This is a genomic window from Streptomyces sp. NPDC006872, from assembly GCF_040635845.1.
Lineage (GTDB): Bacteria > Actinomycetota > Actinomycetes > Streptomycetales > Streptomycetaceae > Streptomyces.
Window position 1 is genome coordinate 174,948 of the sequence record NZ_JBEYIL010000007.1, and the last position, 14,961, is coordinate 189,908.

The window sequence follows — 14,961 nt, forward strand, 5'->3', positions numbered from 1 at the left end:
CCAGGCTTTTCCCCGCTCCCCTCCCCCGCAGATCGCCCTAGGACGACTATGTCTCCACGGACAGGCGCCCGGCGCCGCCGTCTCGGCTCCATACGTCTCTCCCTGATCCTCCTGGCACTGGTGCCCAGCGTCACGCTCACCGCCATGTGGGGTGTGACGACGACCCAGATGTTCACGGAGGGGCTTCGGCTGCGCGATCAGACCGAACTGAGCCGGTCGACCGGCGCGATGGGCACCGAGGCGACGCTCGCGCTGCAGCAGGAACGCAGCCTGTCGGCCGTATGGCTGACCGCGCCCGACGGCTCCCGGGCCGCGCTGGAGGCACAACGCACGAAGACGGACGCGGCGGTCGCCGAGCTGGTCAGCCGGGCGGACGACATCCAGCGGGCGCCCGCCCGCGTCAGGGACCGGCTCTACTCGGTCGTCGCCTCCGCGGGCAGCCTGGAGTACTACCGGGGCCAGGTGGACGACCCCACCGACATCACCGCCGCTCAGGCCCTGGACCAGTACACCTCGATCATCGACGACCAGATCCACGCCTTCCAGGAACTGTCCCAGGTCGACGACGGCGACCTCACCTCGCAGGCCGGCCCGCTCGTCGCCCTGGAGCACGCCGCCGAACTGGTCTCCGAGGAGGACCTCACCCTCACCCTGGCCGGGCCCGAGCGGCGGATGGACGAGAAGGCGTGGTCCGAGTTCGCGCAGCTGGTGCACTCACGCCGCTGGCTCGTGCAGGACCAGATCGTGCCCTCGCTCACCGGCGCCGCCAAGACGCAGACCGAGAAGATCCTGACGAGCTACCAGTGGCAGATCCTGGAGTCCATCGAGGACAAGGTGCTCGCGGCCCGGGCGAAACCGAGCGAAAACGGTGACATCGTGTTGCCGAACGTGCAGAAGCAGTGGCGCGCCGCACTCATCGATGTCTCCGATCAGTACTCGGCGCTGATCCGGCAGCAGACCACGGAGCTGCTGCAGCGCAGCGCGGACGACGCGCGCGGTCTGCTGATCACGGCCGCCTCGCTCAGCGCCGGCGGTCTCGTCGCCCTGCTGGTGTGCGTCGGCATGTCCTGGCGGATCACCCGCTCGCTGTCGCGGCGGCTGCGCGGGCTGCGGATGGCGACGCTGAGTCTGGCGCACGAACGGCTCCCGGACGTGGTGGCCCGGCTGGACCGGGGCGAGACCGTCGACGTGGACGCGGAGACCCCGCCGTTGGACTACGGCAGCGACGAACTCGGCCAGGTGGCCAAGGCGTTCAACACCGCGCAGCGCACCGCCGTCCTCACCGCGGTCGAACTCGCCGACACCCGGCGCGGTTTCCAGAAGGTCATCCTGGGCATCGCCCGGCAGAGCCAGAACCTGGTCAACCTCCAGCTCAGCAAGCTCGACGCGCTGGAGCGCCGGCACCAGGACCCGGACGTCCTCAACGGTCTGTACGAACTGGACTCCACGGCCAGCCAGTTGCGTCGCTACGAGGAGAACCTCGTCATCATCAGCGGCGGCCGGCCAGGCCGCAGCTGGGCGGAGCCGGTGGCGCTGATCGACATCCTGCGCAGTGCCGTCGGGGAGGTCGCCGAGTACCGGCGGGTGGAGGTGCACACCGAGGAGGAGGTGTACATCGCGCCGCCCGCCGTGGCGGACGTCATCCATCTGCTCGCCGAGCTCATCGACAACGCGACCTCCTACTCGCCGGCGCCCGGTCCGGTCGGGGTACGGGCCGCGCTGGTGGCGAGGGGCCTGGCGATCGAGGTCGAGGACCGCGGCCTCGGGATGTCCGAGGAGGACTACGTCTCGTTCAACGCCCAGTTGGCGGTCCCGCCCCAGTTCGACGTGGTCGCGCTCGCGGACGACCTGCGGCTGGGCATGTTCGTGATCGCCCGGCTCGCGACCCGACACGGCATCGCCGTGACCCTGCGCTCCTCGCCGTACGGCGGGACCACGGCGATCGTGCTGGTCCCGGACGACATCGTGGTCCGCGAGGCGCCCACCTCCGAAACCCCTGCGGCAGAGCTCTCCCGCGAACCGAGAACCGCCGGCCCTCGCGCACCGGAGACGGACCTCCCGTCGCCGGGACGGGACACATCGGACCCGGCGCGGGAGGCCTCGGGCTCCCGCGCGGCGGCGGACATGTCCAGCCCGGAGCGGGAGCCCGGCAACTCCGGGCCCGAGCAGGAACCGTCATCCCTCCCGGCACAGAACGCCGGCTCAGCCCCGGATCTCGACTCGCCCGCCGGCGGCGAGCGGACGTCCGACACCGCACCCCCCTCATCGGCCGCCGCAGCACGCGGGGCGGCGTCGCCCCGGGTCACCGGAGCGCCGGCCTCCCGCCCCGACGGCCTCGTCCCGCTTCCCCGTCGGATCCCGCAGACCAGCCTCGCCACCGAGTTGCGCGAGGACTCCGCGGCCGCCGCATCCGCTGCGTCCCTCGATGAAGACGGTTACCCGGACGACTTCACCGCGGAGCGCGCCGCCTCTTCCCTCGCCGGTTTCCAGCGCGGCACGCTGCGGGCACACGCCGACGCCGACGAGCCGGCGCCCTGCCCACAGGACGCGGCCGCCGAGGACGACGTCCTCGGCCCGCCGGTCGCTGCCGCAGGCATCCCCCAGACCCCGACACCGCCCGCCGACCGCTCATGAAGGACACCGCGATGACACACTCCGTCCCTGGCACGAACACCCAGCTCGACCAGCTGCTCACCGGTCTCGTGGACCGGGTCGCCGATGTGAACCAGGCCGTCGTGCTCTCCGAGGACGGGTTGGTGGTCAGCAAGTCCACCGGTTTCCTGCGTGAGGACGCGGAGCGGCTGGCGGCGACGGCGTCCGGCCTGATGAGTCTCAGCAAGGGCGTCAGCATGGATTTCCGCGGCGGCCCGGTGCGCCAGGCACTCATCGAGATGGCCAACAGCTATCTGATCCTCACGTCGGCCGGCCCGGGGGCCCATCTCGTCGTGCTGGCCGGGAAGAACGCGGACGTCGGCGTGGTGGCGTACCAGATGAACATGTTGGTGAAGAAGATCGGCGAGCACCTCAGTGCGGCGCCGCGGGCCCATGTCGGTCCCGCCGTGCGCACCAACGGCGGGTGAGGTGAGCGGAGGCGACGAAGCGGGCCGGCTCGTCCGGCCGTTCACCCTCACCGGTGGGCGGACCCGGCCCAGCCGCGCCGACTTCACGCTCATCACGACCGTCACCGCAGTGGACCCGCCGCCCCAGCGGGCCGCCCGGCCGCAACCGGAACACTCCCGGATCCTGCGGCTGTGCGCCCGGCCGGTCGCGGTGGCGGAACTCGCGGCCCACCTCGACCTGCCGGTCAGCGTGGTCGTCATCATGCTCTGCGATCTGCTGGAGGCGGGCCTGATCACGGCCCGGCCGCCGCGTCCCGTCACCGGCACCCCGGACCTGGACCTGTTGCAGAAAGTGAGGGACGGCCTTGGCCGGATCTGATCCCGCCGCTTCCGGCGCTGCTTCCCAAACCGCTTCCGACGCTGTTTCCCAAGCCGCTTCCGACACTGTTTCCCAAGTCGCTTCCGCCGCCGACGCGGCAGCGGCGCCCGACGCGGTGAAGATCCTCATCGCCGGCGGTTTCGGCGTCGGCAAGACCACCATGGTCGGCGCGGTCAGCGAGATAGCGCCGTTGCGCACGGAGGAGCCGCTGACCGCCACCGGGCTGGACGTCGACGATCTGAAGGGCATCGAGGAGAAACGGTCCACGACCGTGGCCCTCGACTTCGGGCGGATCACCATCGGCGCCGATCTGGTGCTGTATCTCTTCGGCACGCCCGGCCAGCAGCGGTTCTGGTTCATGTGGAACGACCTGGCGATCGGCGCTCTCGGGGCGGTGGTCCTCATCGACGTGCGCAGGCCGGAGTCCAGCTTCGCCGCCATCGACTTCTTCGAACGCCGGGGCATCCCCTTCGTCATGGCCGTAAACGGTTTCCACGGACTGCATCCCTATCCCACGGAGGAGATCAGGGAGTCACTGGCGCTGCCGGAGCACGTTCCGGTGCTGCTGTGTGACGCGCGGGAGCGGGAGTCGTGCCGGGACGTGCTGATCGCCCTGATCGACCGGCTGATCGACGACGTCACGCCTCGACCGAGCCCGACGCGCTGATTCCGCGCCGCACGACGGCCTCGCCGCGGAGCTTCCCCGTCGGCAACGCGTCGTGCAGCTGGTCTCGACCCGCCCGCTCGCTGTGAGGCGACCGCGCCGGCCACGGGGGCGCGACCGCTGCCGCCGGAGGACCCGAGCCCGACCCGTCAGCGACACCCGCGGGCGTTGAGCCGGGCGGCCTGGCGCGTCAGGTGGTCGCGCTCGGCGAGGTTGGGCGCCTTGTGGGCCGCCTCGGCGTACAGCAGTGCCGCCGTCGCCAGGTCGCCGTCGCGCTCATGGAGGTACGCCGCCACCGCGGCGTAGCGGGGCAGTGAGGCATCCAGCGCGGCGAGCGCCGCCAGGCCGGCGCGCGGTCCGTCGGCCTCCCCGACGGCGACCGCGCGGTTGAGCCGGACGACCGGGCTGTCGGTCAGGCGCGTGAGCTCGTCGTACCACTCGACGATCTGCACCCAGTCGGTCTCCTCGGCGGTGGGCGCGTCGGCGTGGAGTGCCGCGACGGCGGCCTGCGCCTGGAACTCGCCCAGCCGGTCGCGGGCGAGGGCCGACTGGAGGATCCCGACGCCCTCGGCGATCAACGCGGTGTCCCAGCGGCCGCGGTCCTGTTCGGCGAGCGGCACCAGGCTGCCGTCGGGCGCGGTCCGGGCGGCGCGCCGGGCGTGGTGGAGCAGCATGAGGGCGAGCAGCCCGGCCACCTCGGGGTGGTCGATCGCGGCCGCGAGCTGCCGGGTGAGCCGGATGGCCTCGGCGGCGAGGTCGACGTCGCCGGAGTAGCCCTCGTTGAAGACCAGGTAGAGGACGCGCAGCACGGTGGCGACATCGCCGGGCTGGTCGAATCGCACGTCGGAGACGGTGCGCTTGGCCCGGCTGATGCGCTGCGCCATGGTCGCCTCGGGCACCAGATAGGCCTGGGCGATCTGGCGAGTGGTGAGACCGCCGACGGCCCGCAGGGTGAGCGCGACCGCGGACGCCGGGGTCAGCGACGGATGGGCGCACAGGAAGTAGAGCCGGAGCGTGTCGTCCACCGCGGGCGCGGTCCCGGGCGCCGGTTCCTCGTCGACGAGGTCCTCACGGCGGCGGCGGGCGGCGTCCGCCCTGGTCGCGTCGAGGAACTTGTGCCAGGCCACGGTGACCAGCCAGCCCTTCGCATCCCGCGGAGGGTCGGCCGGCCAGACGCGGACCGCCTGGAGCAGGGCGTCCTGCACGGCGTCCTCTGCCGCCGCGAAGTCTGCTCCGCGGCGGACGAGGATCGCGAGCACACCGGGGGTGAGGCTGCGCAGCAGTGCCTCGTCCATGGGCAGGGTCACTCCGTGACGGTGGGCGGCTCGGTCAGGAACGGGCGCAGCTCCAGCCACTCGTGGATCGGTTCCCCGCCTGCCCCCGGGGCGGCCGACAGCTCTCCGGCCAGTTCGAGGGCGCGCTCGTAACTGTCGACGTCGATCACCATCCATCCGGCGATGAGGTCCTTGGTCTCGGCGAACGGGCCGTCGGTGACCGGTGGGCGGCCCTCGCCGTCGTACCGGACGAACGTGCCGCCGGGAGCGAGCGCCTGTCCGTCGACGAACTCGCCGGTCCCTTCGAGCCGGGTGGCGAAGTCGCGCATGTACTGCACATGGGCCGAGATCTCCTCCGGCGTCCACTTCTCCATCGGCACGTCGTTGACCGCAGCCGGGGCGCCGCGGTAGTGCTTGAGCAGCAAGTACTTGGCCATCGTGTCTCTCCTCGGTGGCGCGACCCCTTGTGGTCGCGTTCATTGCGGGGACGGAGCCGGTCACCGGTTCTCGACATCGTCGTCCGATATTTTTTCCGGGCTCCCGTGGATGAGCCTGGGCCCGCCGTCTCCCGGCGTCGTGCGCGGGTGTTTCCGTGTCCAACGAACGGTGCAGGGAGCGGATGCGCGTCAGTCCTCGTCCTCGGTGTCGTCGCCCTCCGTGTCCTCGTCCTCGGTGTCGTCGTCCTCGGTGTCCTCGTCAGAAACCGGAGATCCCGTCAGCGTGCCCCCGCGGCACGCAGTACGGAAACGGTTTCCGGGTGGGGTCCCGCGGCCGCCCATTCGAGGGGGGTCATCCCGGTGCCGTGGTCCTCGCGGAGGTTGGGGTCGGCACCGTGGGCGAGAAGAGTGCGGACCGTCTCGGTGTGGCCCCAGCAGGCCGCCGCGCACAGGGGCGTTCCCTCGGCGCCGAGTCCTGCGCTCTCGGCGTCGGGCGGCGCACCGGCCGCGAGCAGTGTGCGTGCCGTGTCGGCGGCGCCCTGAACACTGGCCGCGTACAGCGGAGTCGTGCCGTCGGCATCGGCTGCGGCCGGATCGGCGCCGGCACGAAGCAACAACTCGACCTCCGCGGCCTCCTCGAACATGGCCGCCGCCATCAGACGCTTCGTCAGTTTCTTCTGCCGTCTCCTGTTCACGGACGCCGAGACTAGGCCCTGTCGAGCGACGAAGGCGTCGGATTTTCCATCGGCAGCGCACAGCCCCAAGGCGGGAAACCGCCAAGCGTGTCGCAGTGATTGACCTGTTCCTCTCCCGCCCCTACCTTCTGACCGACTCGCCGAACCTAGTTCGATATTTCGAACTTTCGGTCGGCGTCAACGGGCCCCCGCACCCCCTGGAGCGCATATATGACCCCCAACCCGTCCCGCCGTCTCTTCCTCGGAGCGGCCGCTTCCGTCCCCGTGGCGCTCACTCTCGGCGTCCCGGCCGCCCACGCGGCCGACTCCGCATACGTGATGGGCTACTTCACCGAGTCGACCAGCCTCGGCCTCGGCACCGACTACGGCCTCCACCTCGCCGTCAGCACGGACGGGTTGCGCTGGATGCCGCTGAACCAGAACAACCCGGTCGTCACGCCGACCGAGGGCGCGCTGGGGCTGCGCGACCCGTTCATCCTGCGCAAGCAGGACGGCACCTTCGTGGTGCTCGCCACCGACCTCAAGGGCACCGACTGGAGTTACGTCAGCCAGTACGTCCATGTGTGGAACTCGACCGACCTGCGCACCTTCACCGGGTACCACCGGCTGAAGCTGCACGACCTGAACACCCACAGCTGGGCGCCGGAGGCGTTCTGGGACGCGGGGCGCGGGCAGTACGCGCTCATCTACTCCGCCGTCAACGACAGCGGCCACAACGTGCTCATGGTCAACTACACGACCGACTTCGTCACGGCCTCGGCGCCCCAGGTCTTCTTCGACCCCGGCTACGACGTGATCGACGGCGACATGGCCGTGGGCGTGAACGGCGTGAACTACCTCTACTTCAAGAAGGACCAGACGCTGGTGGGCGCGCGGTCCACCTCCCTCGACCCGGGCAGCTTCACGGTCTTCAACACGGGTGTCGCGCACGGGGGCACCGAGGCGCCGACCCTGGTCAAGTCCCTCACGTCCAGCACCTGGTGGCTCTGGGGAGACACGTACACCCCCAACGGCGTGTTCTACGCCTGGCAGTCCACGGACCTGGCGGCGGGCACCTGGACGGCTCTCGATCAGAAGACCTACACCCAGCCGGTCAACTCCAAGCACTGCGGCATCACGACGATCACCAGCACCCAGTACAGCAACCTCGTCGCCCACTGGGGCGCTCCGGCCTGGAACCGGCTCAAGTCCTACAACTACCCCGACCGTTACGTCCGCCACTCCAACTACATCGGCCGCATCGACGCCTACCCCTTCGACCTGTACACGGACTCGGAGTGGAAGCTCGTGCCCGGCCTGGCGGACAGCTCCGGGGTCTCCTTCCAGTCGGTGAACTACCCGACCCGCTACCTGCGGCACTACAACTACCAGCTCCAACTCGACGTCAACGACGGCACGTCGACGTTCGCCGGGGACGCGACCTTCTACCGCACGGCGGGCCTGGCGGACGCCGGCTGGTCGTCGTTCCGCTCGTACAACAACCCGACCCGCTACATCCGGCACTCGAACTACGTGCTGCGCATCGACCCGATCTCGACGACCACGGAGCAGCAGGACGCGACGTTCTACGTGGGCTACTGAGCGGAGTCGTCCAAGAGGGCCTTCGGCTCACAACTCGGCGAGCACCGGCAGCAGTTCGGTCGCCGCCGTCACGTCGCCGGTCAGGGGGCGGTCGTCCGTGTCCGCGGGCAGGGCGGCCGCCGCCACGGCGAATGCGGCGACCGGCGGCGGCACCGGATGCATCCTCAACGCCCTTACGGAGCTGACCAGTTCGCAGGCCAGGACGGTGGCGTAGGCGTCCGTCGCGCGAAGGGCCTGGCGGGCGGCCTGTCCGGCGAAGCTGGCGGCCTCCTCCAGGCCCCGCGAGAGGACGGCGTGACCCGCCGAGGCAGGTGCCGTGCAGGAACGCAGCTCCGCCAGCGCCGAGTTGGCCGTGTACTCCAGGATCATCGTGCCCGAGCTGCTCGCGGGCCCGGATCCGAGGAACGCGGACAGACCGGTGAGCCCGGGGTCGCCGAGCGCGGCCAGACGGGCGGCGGAGAGCTGGGCGGTCTGCAGCAGGGCGAGGTCGGCGGCGTCCAGGGCGAGGCCCAGGGGTGCGGCGAAGAATCCGCCGTGGTGATAGGCGGCGGTTCCGTCGCCGTCCATGAGGGGGTTCTCCGAGGGGCAGTTGACCTCCACCTCGATGATCTCGCGCAGCCGCTCGGAGGCGTCCAGGGCGCAGCCGTGCGCCTGGGGAAAGGCGCGGAAGCCGAACGGATCCTGGATACGCCCGCCTTGACGTTGCGGCGGCCGGTCGGGCAGCCCGAGCAGCCGCCGCACCTCACCGGCCGCGCGGGCCGCGCCGGGATAGGGCCGCAGGGCGTGCACGGGCGCTGCGTACGCCTCGGGCGAGCCGGACACCGCGGCGAGGGACAGCGCGGCGACGGCGTGCGTGGCCCGCAGCAACACATCCAACTCCCGTTGGGCCAGCGCGGCTTGCCCGAGTGTGAGGGCGTTGCTGCTGAGCAGCGCGAGGGCGTCCCCGGGCTGGAGCGTGACGGGCGCCGGAAAGCCGGCGGGGGCGAGTGTGGGGGTGGGTGCGGGTACGGGGGTGGTGTGGGGAACGGGCCCGGACAGCGGGGCGGCGCTCACGGCAGCGGGCTGAGCGACGGGAACCACCGTGAGCCGTGCGGGCGAAACCGGCTGAGCACGGTGAGAAACAGCAGGCGGCTCGGCAGGCGGGTCGGCTGGTGTGTCCGCAGGCGGGTCAGCATGTACCTCGGCGAGCGCCCGGCCGGCCGAGGCCCCCGAACGACCGTCCGCCCACGCACCCGCACCCGCACCCGCACCCGCACCCGCACCCGCACCCGCACCCGCACGACCTTGCGCCGAAGACCGCTCCGCCGAACCCGACGAACGCACCGACTCGCCGCCGGTCCAGGTCCGTTCGCCGCCGATCCAGGCCCGTTCGCCGATGAGCGTCAGGCCCGTCTGGGCCAGGGCCGTCAGGTCGCCGGTGCCGATGGCGCCGTACTCGTTGACGGCCGGGTGGACGCCGAGGCGCAGGGCATCGGCGAGGGCGTCGATGAAGGCGGGCTGGATGCCGGAGCCGCCGGCGAGTAGCTGGTTGGCGCGGACCGCGAGCATCGCCCGGACCTGGCGGGCGGGGAGCAGGGCACCCGCTCCGCCCGCATGGCTGCGCAGCACACGCAGGCTGTGCGCGGCCTCGTCGGCCTCCTCGACCGGCACCGAGCGCTGTGCGCCGACGCCGGTGCCGCGACCGTAGAGCCGTCCGCTTGCGGCGAGCTGCCCAGCGGTCCGCCAGGAGCGGACGGCCCGCTCGCGGGCCTCGGGGTCCACCGCGGGCACGGCCGCACCGTCGGCGAGCGCGATCAGCTCGCCGACGGTGAGGGTGGTTCCGTTCAGGACGATCCGGGCGCCCACGCGGTGCGGGGCAACCCGGGCCGGTCCGTTTGCTGTTGTGTCCAACGGTCCAGTGGTCCAGTGGTCCGGCGGTGTCGGAGATGCGGGGGAGGCTCAGCCCAGGCCGGCCGACTTCAGCCACGCCTTGGCGACGTCCAGCGGGTCCTTGCTCTCCAACTGCACCTGGGAGTCCAGGTCGAGCAGGGTCTTCGTGTCGAGCTTGGCGGAGACGGCGTCGAGCGCGTCGATGCCCTCCTGGGAGAGCCCGCTCTTGTAGACCAGCGGAGTCACGTTCGCGAATCCGAAGAGGTTCTCCGGGTCCTGGAGGACGACGAACTTCTCCTTGGTGATGGTCGGGTCCGTGGTGAAGATGTCCGCGGCCTGCACGGTGTTCTGCTTCAGCGCCGCCTGGGTCAGCGGGCCGCCCGCGTCGAGCGCCTTGAAGGACTTGAACTTCAGCCCGTACACCGACTCCAGACCGACCATGCCCTGCTGACGGGTCTGGAACTCGGGCGAACCGCCCAGCACCAGCTCCGGCGCGACGTCCTTGAGGTCGGCGAGCGTGGACGCCGCGGTGAGGTTGTACTTCTTCGCGGTCTCCGCGTTGAGCGTGACGGAGTCCTTGTCCTCGGCGGGCGACGACTCCAGCAGCGTCAGCTTGGAGTCGAGCTTGGCCTTCGCCGCGGCGTTCACGGTCTCGAGCGACTTCTGCTCGGCCTTCGCGTCGAGGTAGGCCAGCAGCGAGCCGTTGTACTCCGGGAGAACAGTGATGGAACCGTTCTTGAGCAGGCCGTACGTGGTCTCACGGCTGCCGATGTTGGGCTTGTAGGACACCTTGATGCCCTTGGCCTTCAGAGCCTCGCCGTAGATGTCGGCGATCAGGATGCTCTCGGCGAAGTTGTTGGATCCGACGACCACGGTGTCGCCGGCCGCCTTGTCGCCGGCCAGCGGGTCGGAGGTGTCGTCGGACGAGGAGGAGCATCCCGCCAGCAGGGCCGTCATCGCGGCGAGGGCGACGGCCGCTGCACCGGGGTGGTTCCTGAGGGACCTGCTGCTGTGGGCGTTGGAAGTCACGGTTCCCGTTCCGAGCTGGGGGGTCGATGAAAACTCAAACACTGTGGCCTGATCCAATCCAGCCGCTTCTCGGTCAGTCAAGGTCGGCAGGATTACCGATTGGCTTCGATCCGTGATCACTTACGTGCGGATCGGGAGATCACCTGTGTACCCCTCCGGAGGCCCCCAGAAGGCCCTCGTATGCCGCTTCGTAATCGATTCTTGACGTAGGGCGACGCGCTCGACCGTTCGAATAGGCGATAGTGTCGCCGGAGTTGGCGTCCGCCACAGCAGTCGGCGTCGGCCACGGCGGTGTACGGGGGCCACTCCGGTGTCATTGATTTTCGGACACTTGCGTGCAGGAAACAGCAGGAAAACGGCACGCATGCAACACCCCCTGCACGCCTGCAACGCCCTTTTGAAGGAGGCCCGGTGTCCACGAAAGAGGTGGACGCGCCCGCCCGGTCGGCACCCTCGGCGCCGTCGTCCGTGCGTCGGAGTCTGCGAGGTTTCGCCGACCGGTGGCCCTTCCAGCGCAAGCTGAACGTACTCGTCGGTATCCCGCTCGCGGTGATCGCCCTGCTGCTGACGTATCTCATCGTCGACCTGGTGCAGGAGTCCAACCGCGCGGAGGACTCCGCACAACTGGTGCGTGACAGCGCCCAGGTGGCCCAGCTCGTCTCCGAACTGCAGAACGAACACCAGCAGGCCATCCTGCTCTCCGTGCGGCACGAGGCGTCCCTCGACGGCGGCACCCCCTCGACCGACGCGTACCGGCAGTCGCAACTCGCCGTGGACGCCCAGGTCAAGAAGGTGGTCAGCACGTTCGGCGACCGGCTGCCGGACACCGAGGCTCAGGCCCTGCGGGAAGTCGAGGGCCTGAGCGGGCTGCGCTCCACCATCGAGCAGGGCTATCTGCCCGCCGACAACATCGACCCCGCGTACTCCGGCGCCGCCACCGGCCTCATCGACGGCTTGGGCCTGGACCGCAACTCCGCGCTGGCCACGACCTTCACCGGCAACCTGCTCGACTCGCTGCTGCGCGCCGACGCCGCCCACGGCGCCTACGAGACCGGCGTGTTCTCCGCCCGCACCGGCGACAGCAACGCGCTCATCGAGTTCACCGGCGCGGTCGGCTCGTACGAGCTGTACACCTACCAGGCCCAGCGGTTCGACCGGTTCGCCACCGACGCGCAGTCCGACAAGCTCGGCGACATCGAGCACAACCCCGCGCAGGCCTCCATCGGCCGGCACTTCGCCGAACTGGCCGTCGATCCGAGCGCCCTGCAGGCCGAGTCGACGGCCGACATCCGCAGAGCGTTCCGGACGGCCATCGCCTCCTACCCCGACTACAGCGCGCAGGCCGGCACCCGGCTGCAGATCACCACCGCGCTCATCGACCAGATCGCCGACCGCGCCGACGACGCCTCGGTCAGCGCTCAGTGGCGCGTCGGCGTGCTGCTGAACCTGACCCTGATCGGCTTCGCGCTCTGGATCGCCTTCTCCATCCTGGTCCGCCGCTCCGTGGTCCGCCCGGTGCTGGCGCTGACCGGCGCCGCCCAGGAGGTCGCGGACGTCGCCGGCCGCGAGCTCGCCCGGGTCGCCGACGACGACGCCGAGGAGTCCGGCCCCCCGCGGCTGCGCGAACTCCCGGTCACCGCGGACGACGAGATCGGCGAACTCGCCGAGGCCTTCAACAACGTGCAGACCACCGCGGCCGCGCTGCTGGAGCGCCAGGTGCTCAGCCGGCGCAACGTCGCCGAGATGTTCGGCAACGTCGGCCGCCGCGTCAGCAACCTGACGACTCGCCAGCTTGCGCTGATCGACGCGGTGGAGCGCGGCGAGACCGACCCGGCGCTGCTCGAGCGTCTCTACTCCATCGACCACATCGCGGTCCGCCTGCGCCGCAACGCCGACAGCCTGATGCTGCTGGCCGGCATCCGCGAGACCGTCCTGGACGGCGGTCCGACCGCCCTCACCAACGTCGTACGCGCCGCGCTGGGCCAGATCGAAGGCTTCCAGCGGGTACAGCTGCGGGCCGCGACCGAGACCATGGTCGAGCCCGACATCATCGGCGACCTGACGCTGATGATCGCCGAACTCCTCGAGAACGCCGTGTCGTTCTCGCCCGAGGGCAGCCCCGTCGAGGTGGTCGTCGGCACCGACCCCGACGGCGCGTCGATCACCGTCGCCGACCACGGCCTGGGCATGAGCGTCGAGCGTCTCGCCGAGGAGAACGCCCGTCTGGTGCGCCGCGAACGCCTCGACCTCGTCCCGACGAGGGTGCTCGGCCTGTTCGTGGTCGGCGCGCTCGCCCGCCGCTGGGACGTCGACGTCACCCTGTCCCGCACCCCGGGCGGCGGTGTGACGGCCGAGGTGCTGATCCCCTCGACCCTGCTCCTGACGATGAGCGAGGTCGGCCCGGCGGGGAAGCCCGCCCCCCTCGCCCCGCCTTCCTCCCTCGCCTCCGCCGCATTCGCCGCCCCGTCGGCTCCCGCGGCCGGCCCCTCCCCGTCCTCCTCGGTCCCGTCCTGGGCCACGAGCGAGGACGACCCGAACTCGCTCCCCCGCAGGGTGCCCCGCCGCGACCCGTCCCCCGCCGACCGGGACGCGGAGGCCCCTCTCACCCCGACGGCCACCGCCGACGACCCGACGACCGACTCGGCCACGGCCCACTCCGCTACGACGGACTCCGCCACGGCCGGGTCCGGCACTTCGGCCCGTACGGCGAAGTCCGAGGCCCTCGCCGCCCCGGGCCGGTCCGAAGCACCGACCGCCGCGGCCGCACCGGACAGCCCCGTCCCTGCCTCGGCCGCGACCGATGATGCTGCGAGCCCCGCGGCCCGCACCCACCCGGCCGCACCAGGCATCCCGGCACCCCGCACGGCCGAGCCGACGCTCCACACCCGCGCGGAAGACGGACCCGAGGCGAACACCCGTACGCCCGAGCCGGCGCCCCACGCCTCCACGACGGCGGGCCACGACGGCGGCCCCGCAGGCCGCCCCGGGCTCCCCACCCGTGGGTCGGAACCGGTCGCGGCAGACGGCACCGACCGCGCCGGCCACTCCGCCGAACCGTCACCGCTCGGCGGCGACGGCCCCCGTCCCCTCCGTCGACGCGTTCGCGGGGCCACGCTGCGGACGACCGTCGACGCCGCCGCCCAGCAGGCGGCACGGCAGGCTCCCCGCCCCGCCGACGCGGACGCCGTCCGCAGTGCGCTGGACGAGTTCGAGGCGGCCGTGGCCCGCGCGCACCGCGACACCGGTGGGGACACGGGTGAACACCCGCGCCTCGCCGACGGCCCCACCGACGGCCTCTCCGAAGGCCCCATCGCTCGCCGGAACGACCGCCGGCGCGACCACCGTCCCGACGAGCACCCCGACCGGGCCGACCGGACCGAGCGGACACAGCCGTCCGACTCGTCGTCCGACCGGACCGACCTGATCACCGATCCGATCACCGTCCGGGACACCACGCACCACCAGAACCACCTTCCGGAAGGAGCCGAGCAGTGAGCACGTCGACAGGTGAGACTCCCGCCGGAGACGCCAAGCCGACCGATCTGCGGGCCGCCGCAGCGGACTTTTCCTGGCTGCTCAACCGTTTCGCGATCGAGACCGCAGGCGTCGTGGACGCCATCGCGGTGTCCTCCGACGGGCTGCTGATCGCCGTGTCGGAGCTACGCGAGCACGCCGACTCCGAGCGGCTGGCCGCGATCGTCTCCGGCATCACCAGCCTGGCCGCCGGCGCCTCCGGCAACTACGGCCTGGGCGGACTGAACAAGGTCATCATCGACCTGGAGGGCGGTCACGTCCTGGTCTCCGCCATCGGCAGCGGCGCCGTGCTCGGCGTGGTCACCGACAAGGAGGCCAAGCTGGGCAACATCGCCTACGAGATGACGGTGTTCGCCAACCGCGCCGGCAGCGCGCTCAGCCCGCAGCTCGTCCTGGAACTCAAGAACAGCGTCGGCGCCACGCGTACGCGTTGACGCGTG

General features: G+C 71.3%; 12 protein-coding genes. 7 read left to right on the forward strand and 5 right to left on the reverse strand.

The genetic code is table 11. The annotated features are described in order from the left end of the window. Positions 1-48 precede the first annotated feature (48 nt). The 4 genes from ABZ725_RS22000 to ABZ725_RS22015 all read left to right on the forward strand — a co-directional run bounded on the left by ABZ725_RS22000 (position 49) and on the right by ABZ725_RS22015 (position 4,105). Positions 49-2,634, forward strand: a complete 2,586-nt coding sequence (locus ABZ725_RS22000) for a nitrate- and nitrite sensing domain-containing protein (RefSeq protein WP_358804283.1) — start codon at positions 49-51, stop codon at positions 2,632-2,634. An 11-nt stretch (positions 2,635-2,645) separates the two neighbouring features. Next, positions 2,646-3,080 carry a roadblock/LC7 domain-containing protein gene (locus tag ABZ725_RS22005; RefSeq protein WP_358804284.1) on the forward strand — a complete coding sequence of 145 codons (435 nt, stop codon included), beginning with the start codon at positions 2,646-2,648 and terminating at the stop codon, positions 3,078-3,080. A 1-nt stretch (position 3,081) separates the two neighbouring features. Next, positions 3,082-3,438, forward strand: a complete 357-nt coding sequence (locus ABZ725_RS22010; protein WP_351909376.1) for a DUF742 domain-containing protein — start codon at positions 3,082-3,084, stop codon at positions 3,436-3,438. A 115-nt stretch (positions 3,439-3,553) separates the two neighbouring features. Continuing rightward, positions 3,554-4,105 carry an ATP/GTP-binding protein gene (locus ABZ725_RS22015; RefSeq protein WP_358804285.1) on the forward strand — a complete coding sequence of 184 codons (552 nt, stop codon included), beginning with the start codon at positions 3,554-3,556 and terminating at the stop codon, positions 4,103-4,105. Positions 4,106-4,251: 146 nt separating this feature from the next. Here the strand turns inward: ABZ725_RS22015 and ABZ725_RS22020 are convergent, their stop codons facing one another. From ABZ725_RS22020 to ABZ725_RS22030, 3 genes are all read right to left on the reverse strand, one after another. Beyond that, positions 4,252-5,397 carry a DUF6596 domain-containing protein gene (locus ABZ725_RS22020; RefSeq protein WP_358804531.1) on the reverse strand — a complete coding sequence of 382 codons (1,146 nt, stop codon included), beginning with the start codon at positions 5,395-5,397 and terminating at the stop codon, positions 4,252-4,254. A gap of 8 nt (positions 5,398-5,405) precedes the next feature. Further along, a complete protein-coding gene (locus ABZ725_RS22025) occupies positions 5,406-5,813 on the reverse strand; it encodes a YciI family protein (protein WP_328486261.1) in 408 nt (135 codons plus the stop codon). Positions 5,814-6,091: 278 nt separating this feature from the next. Further along, positions 6,092-6,508, reverse strand: coding sequence for an ankyrin repeat domain-containing protein (locus ABZ725_RS22030; RefSeq protein WP_358804286.1), 417 nt, complete (start codon positions 6,506-6,508; stop codon positions 6,092-6,094). A gap of 210 nt (positions 6,509-6,718) precedes the next feature. Here ABZ725_RS22030 and ABZ725_RS22035 point away from each other — a divergent pair, with 210 nt between their 5' ends. After that, complete coding sequence (locus ABZ725_RS22035; protein ID WP_358804287.1) at positions 6,719-8,089, forward strand: glycoside hydrolase family 43 protein; 1,371 nt, start codon at positions 6,719-6,721, stop codon at positions 8,087-8,089. A gap of 27 nt (positions 8,090-8,116) precedes the next feature. Here ABZ725_RS22035 and ABZ725_RS22040 read toward each other — a convergent pair whose 3' ends face one another. Next, positions 8,117-9,979: an aromatic amino acid ammonia-lyase gene (locus tag ABZ725_RS22040; protein ID WP_358804288.1), complete on the reverse strand. Its 1,863-nt coding sequence runs from the start codon at positions 9,977-9,979 to the stop codon at positions 8,117-8,119. A gap of 48 nt (positions 9,980-10,027) precedes the next feature. Then, positions 10,028-10,987 (reverse strand): ABC transporter substrate-binding protein, encoded by a 960-nt coding sequence (locus tag ABZ725_RS22045; RefSeq protein ID WP_358804289.1) that lies wholly within the window; start codon positions 10,985-10,987, stop codon positions 10,028-10,030. A 411-nt stretch (positions 10,988-11,398) separates the two neighbouring features. Between ABZ725_RS22045 and ABZ725_RS22050 the strand changes: the two genes are divergently transcribed. Both ABZ725_RS22050 and ABZ725_RS22055 read left to right on the forward strand, forming a co-directional pair. Then, the gene (locus ABZ725_RS22050; RefSeq protein WP_358804290.1) at positions 11,399-14,482 is read left to right on the forward strand and encodes an ATP-binding protein; all 3,084 of its coding nucleotides are present in this window, start codon (positions 11,399-11,401) and stop codon (positions 14,480-14,482) included. Beyond that, positions 14,479-14,955, forward strand: coding sequence for a roadblock/LC7 domain-containing protein (locus tag ABZ725_RS22055; RefSeq protein ID WP_351909391.1), 477 nt, complete (start codon positions 14,479-14,481; stop codon positions 14,953-14,955). The genes ABZ725_RS22050 and ABZ725_RS22055 overlap by 4 nt, the downstream gene beginning before the upstream one ends. The last annotated feature ends 6 nt before the right edge of the window (positions 14,956-14,961 follow it).

What these genes read in the sequence shown, in the direction of transcription:
- ABZ725_RS22025 (WP_328486261.1), bottom strand. Translation starts at nt 5,813, where the DNA reads ATGGCCAAGTACTTGCTGCTCAAGCACTACCGCGGCGCCCCGGCTGCG.
- ABZ725_RS22005 (WP_358804284.1), top strand. Translation starts at nt 2,646, where the DNA reads ATGACACACTCCGTCCCTGGCACGAACACCCAGCTCGACCAGCTGCTC.
- ABZ725_RS22000 (WP_358804283.1), top strand. Translation starts at nt 49, where the DNA reads ATGTCTCCACGGACAGGCGCCCGGCGCCGCCGTCTCGGCTCCATACGT.
- ABZ725_RS22035 (WP_358804287.1), top strand. Translation starts at nt 6,719, where the DNA reads ATGACCCCCAACCCGTCCCGCCGTCTCTTCCTCGGAGCGGCCGCTTCC.
- ABZ725_RS22020 (WP_358804531.1), bottom strand. Translation starts at nt 5,397, where the DNA reads ATGGACGAGGCACTGCTGCGCAGCCTCACCCCCGGTGTGCTCGCGATC.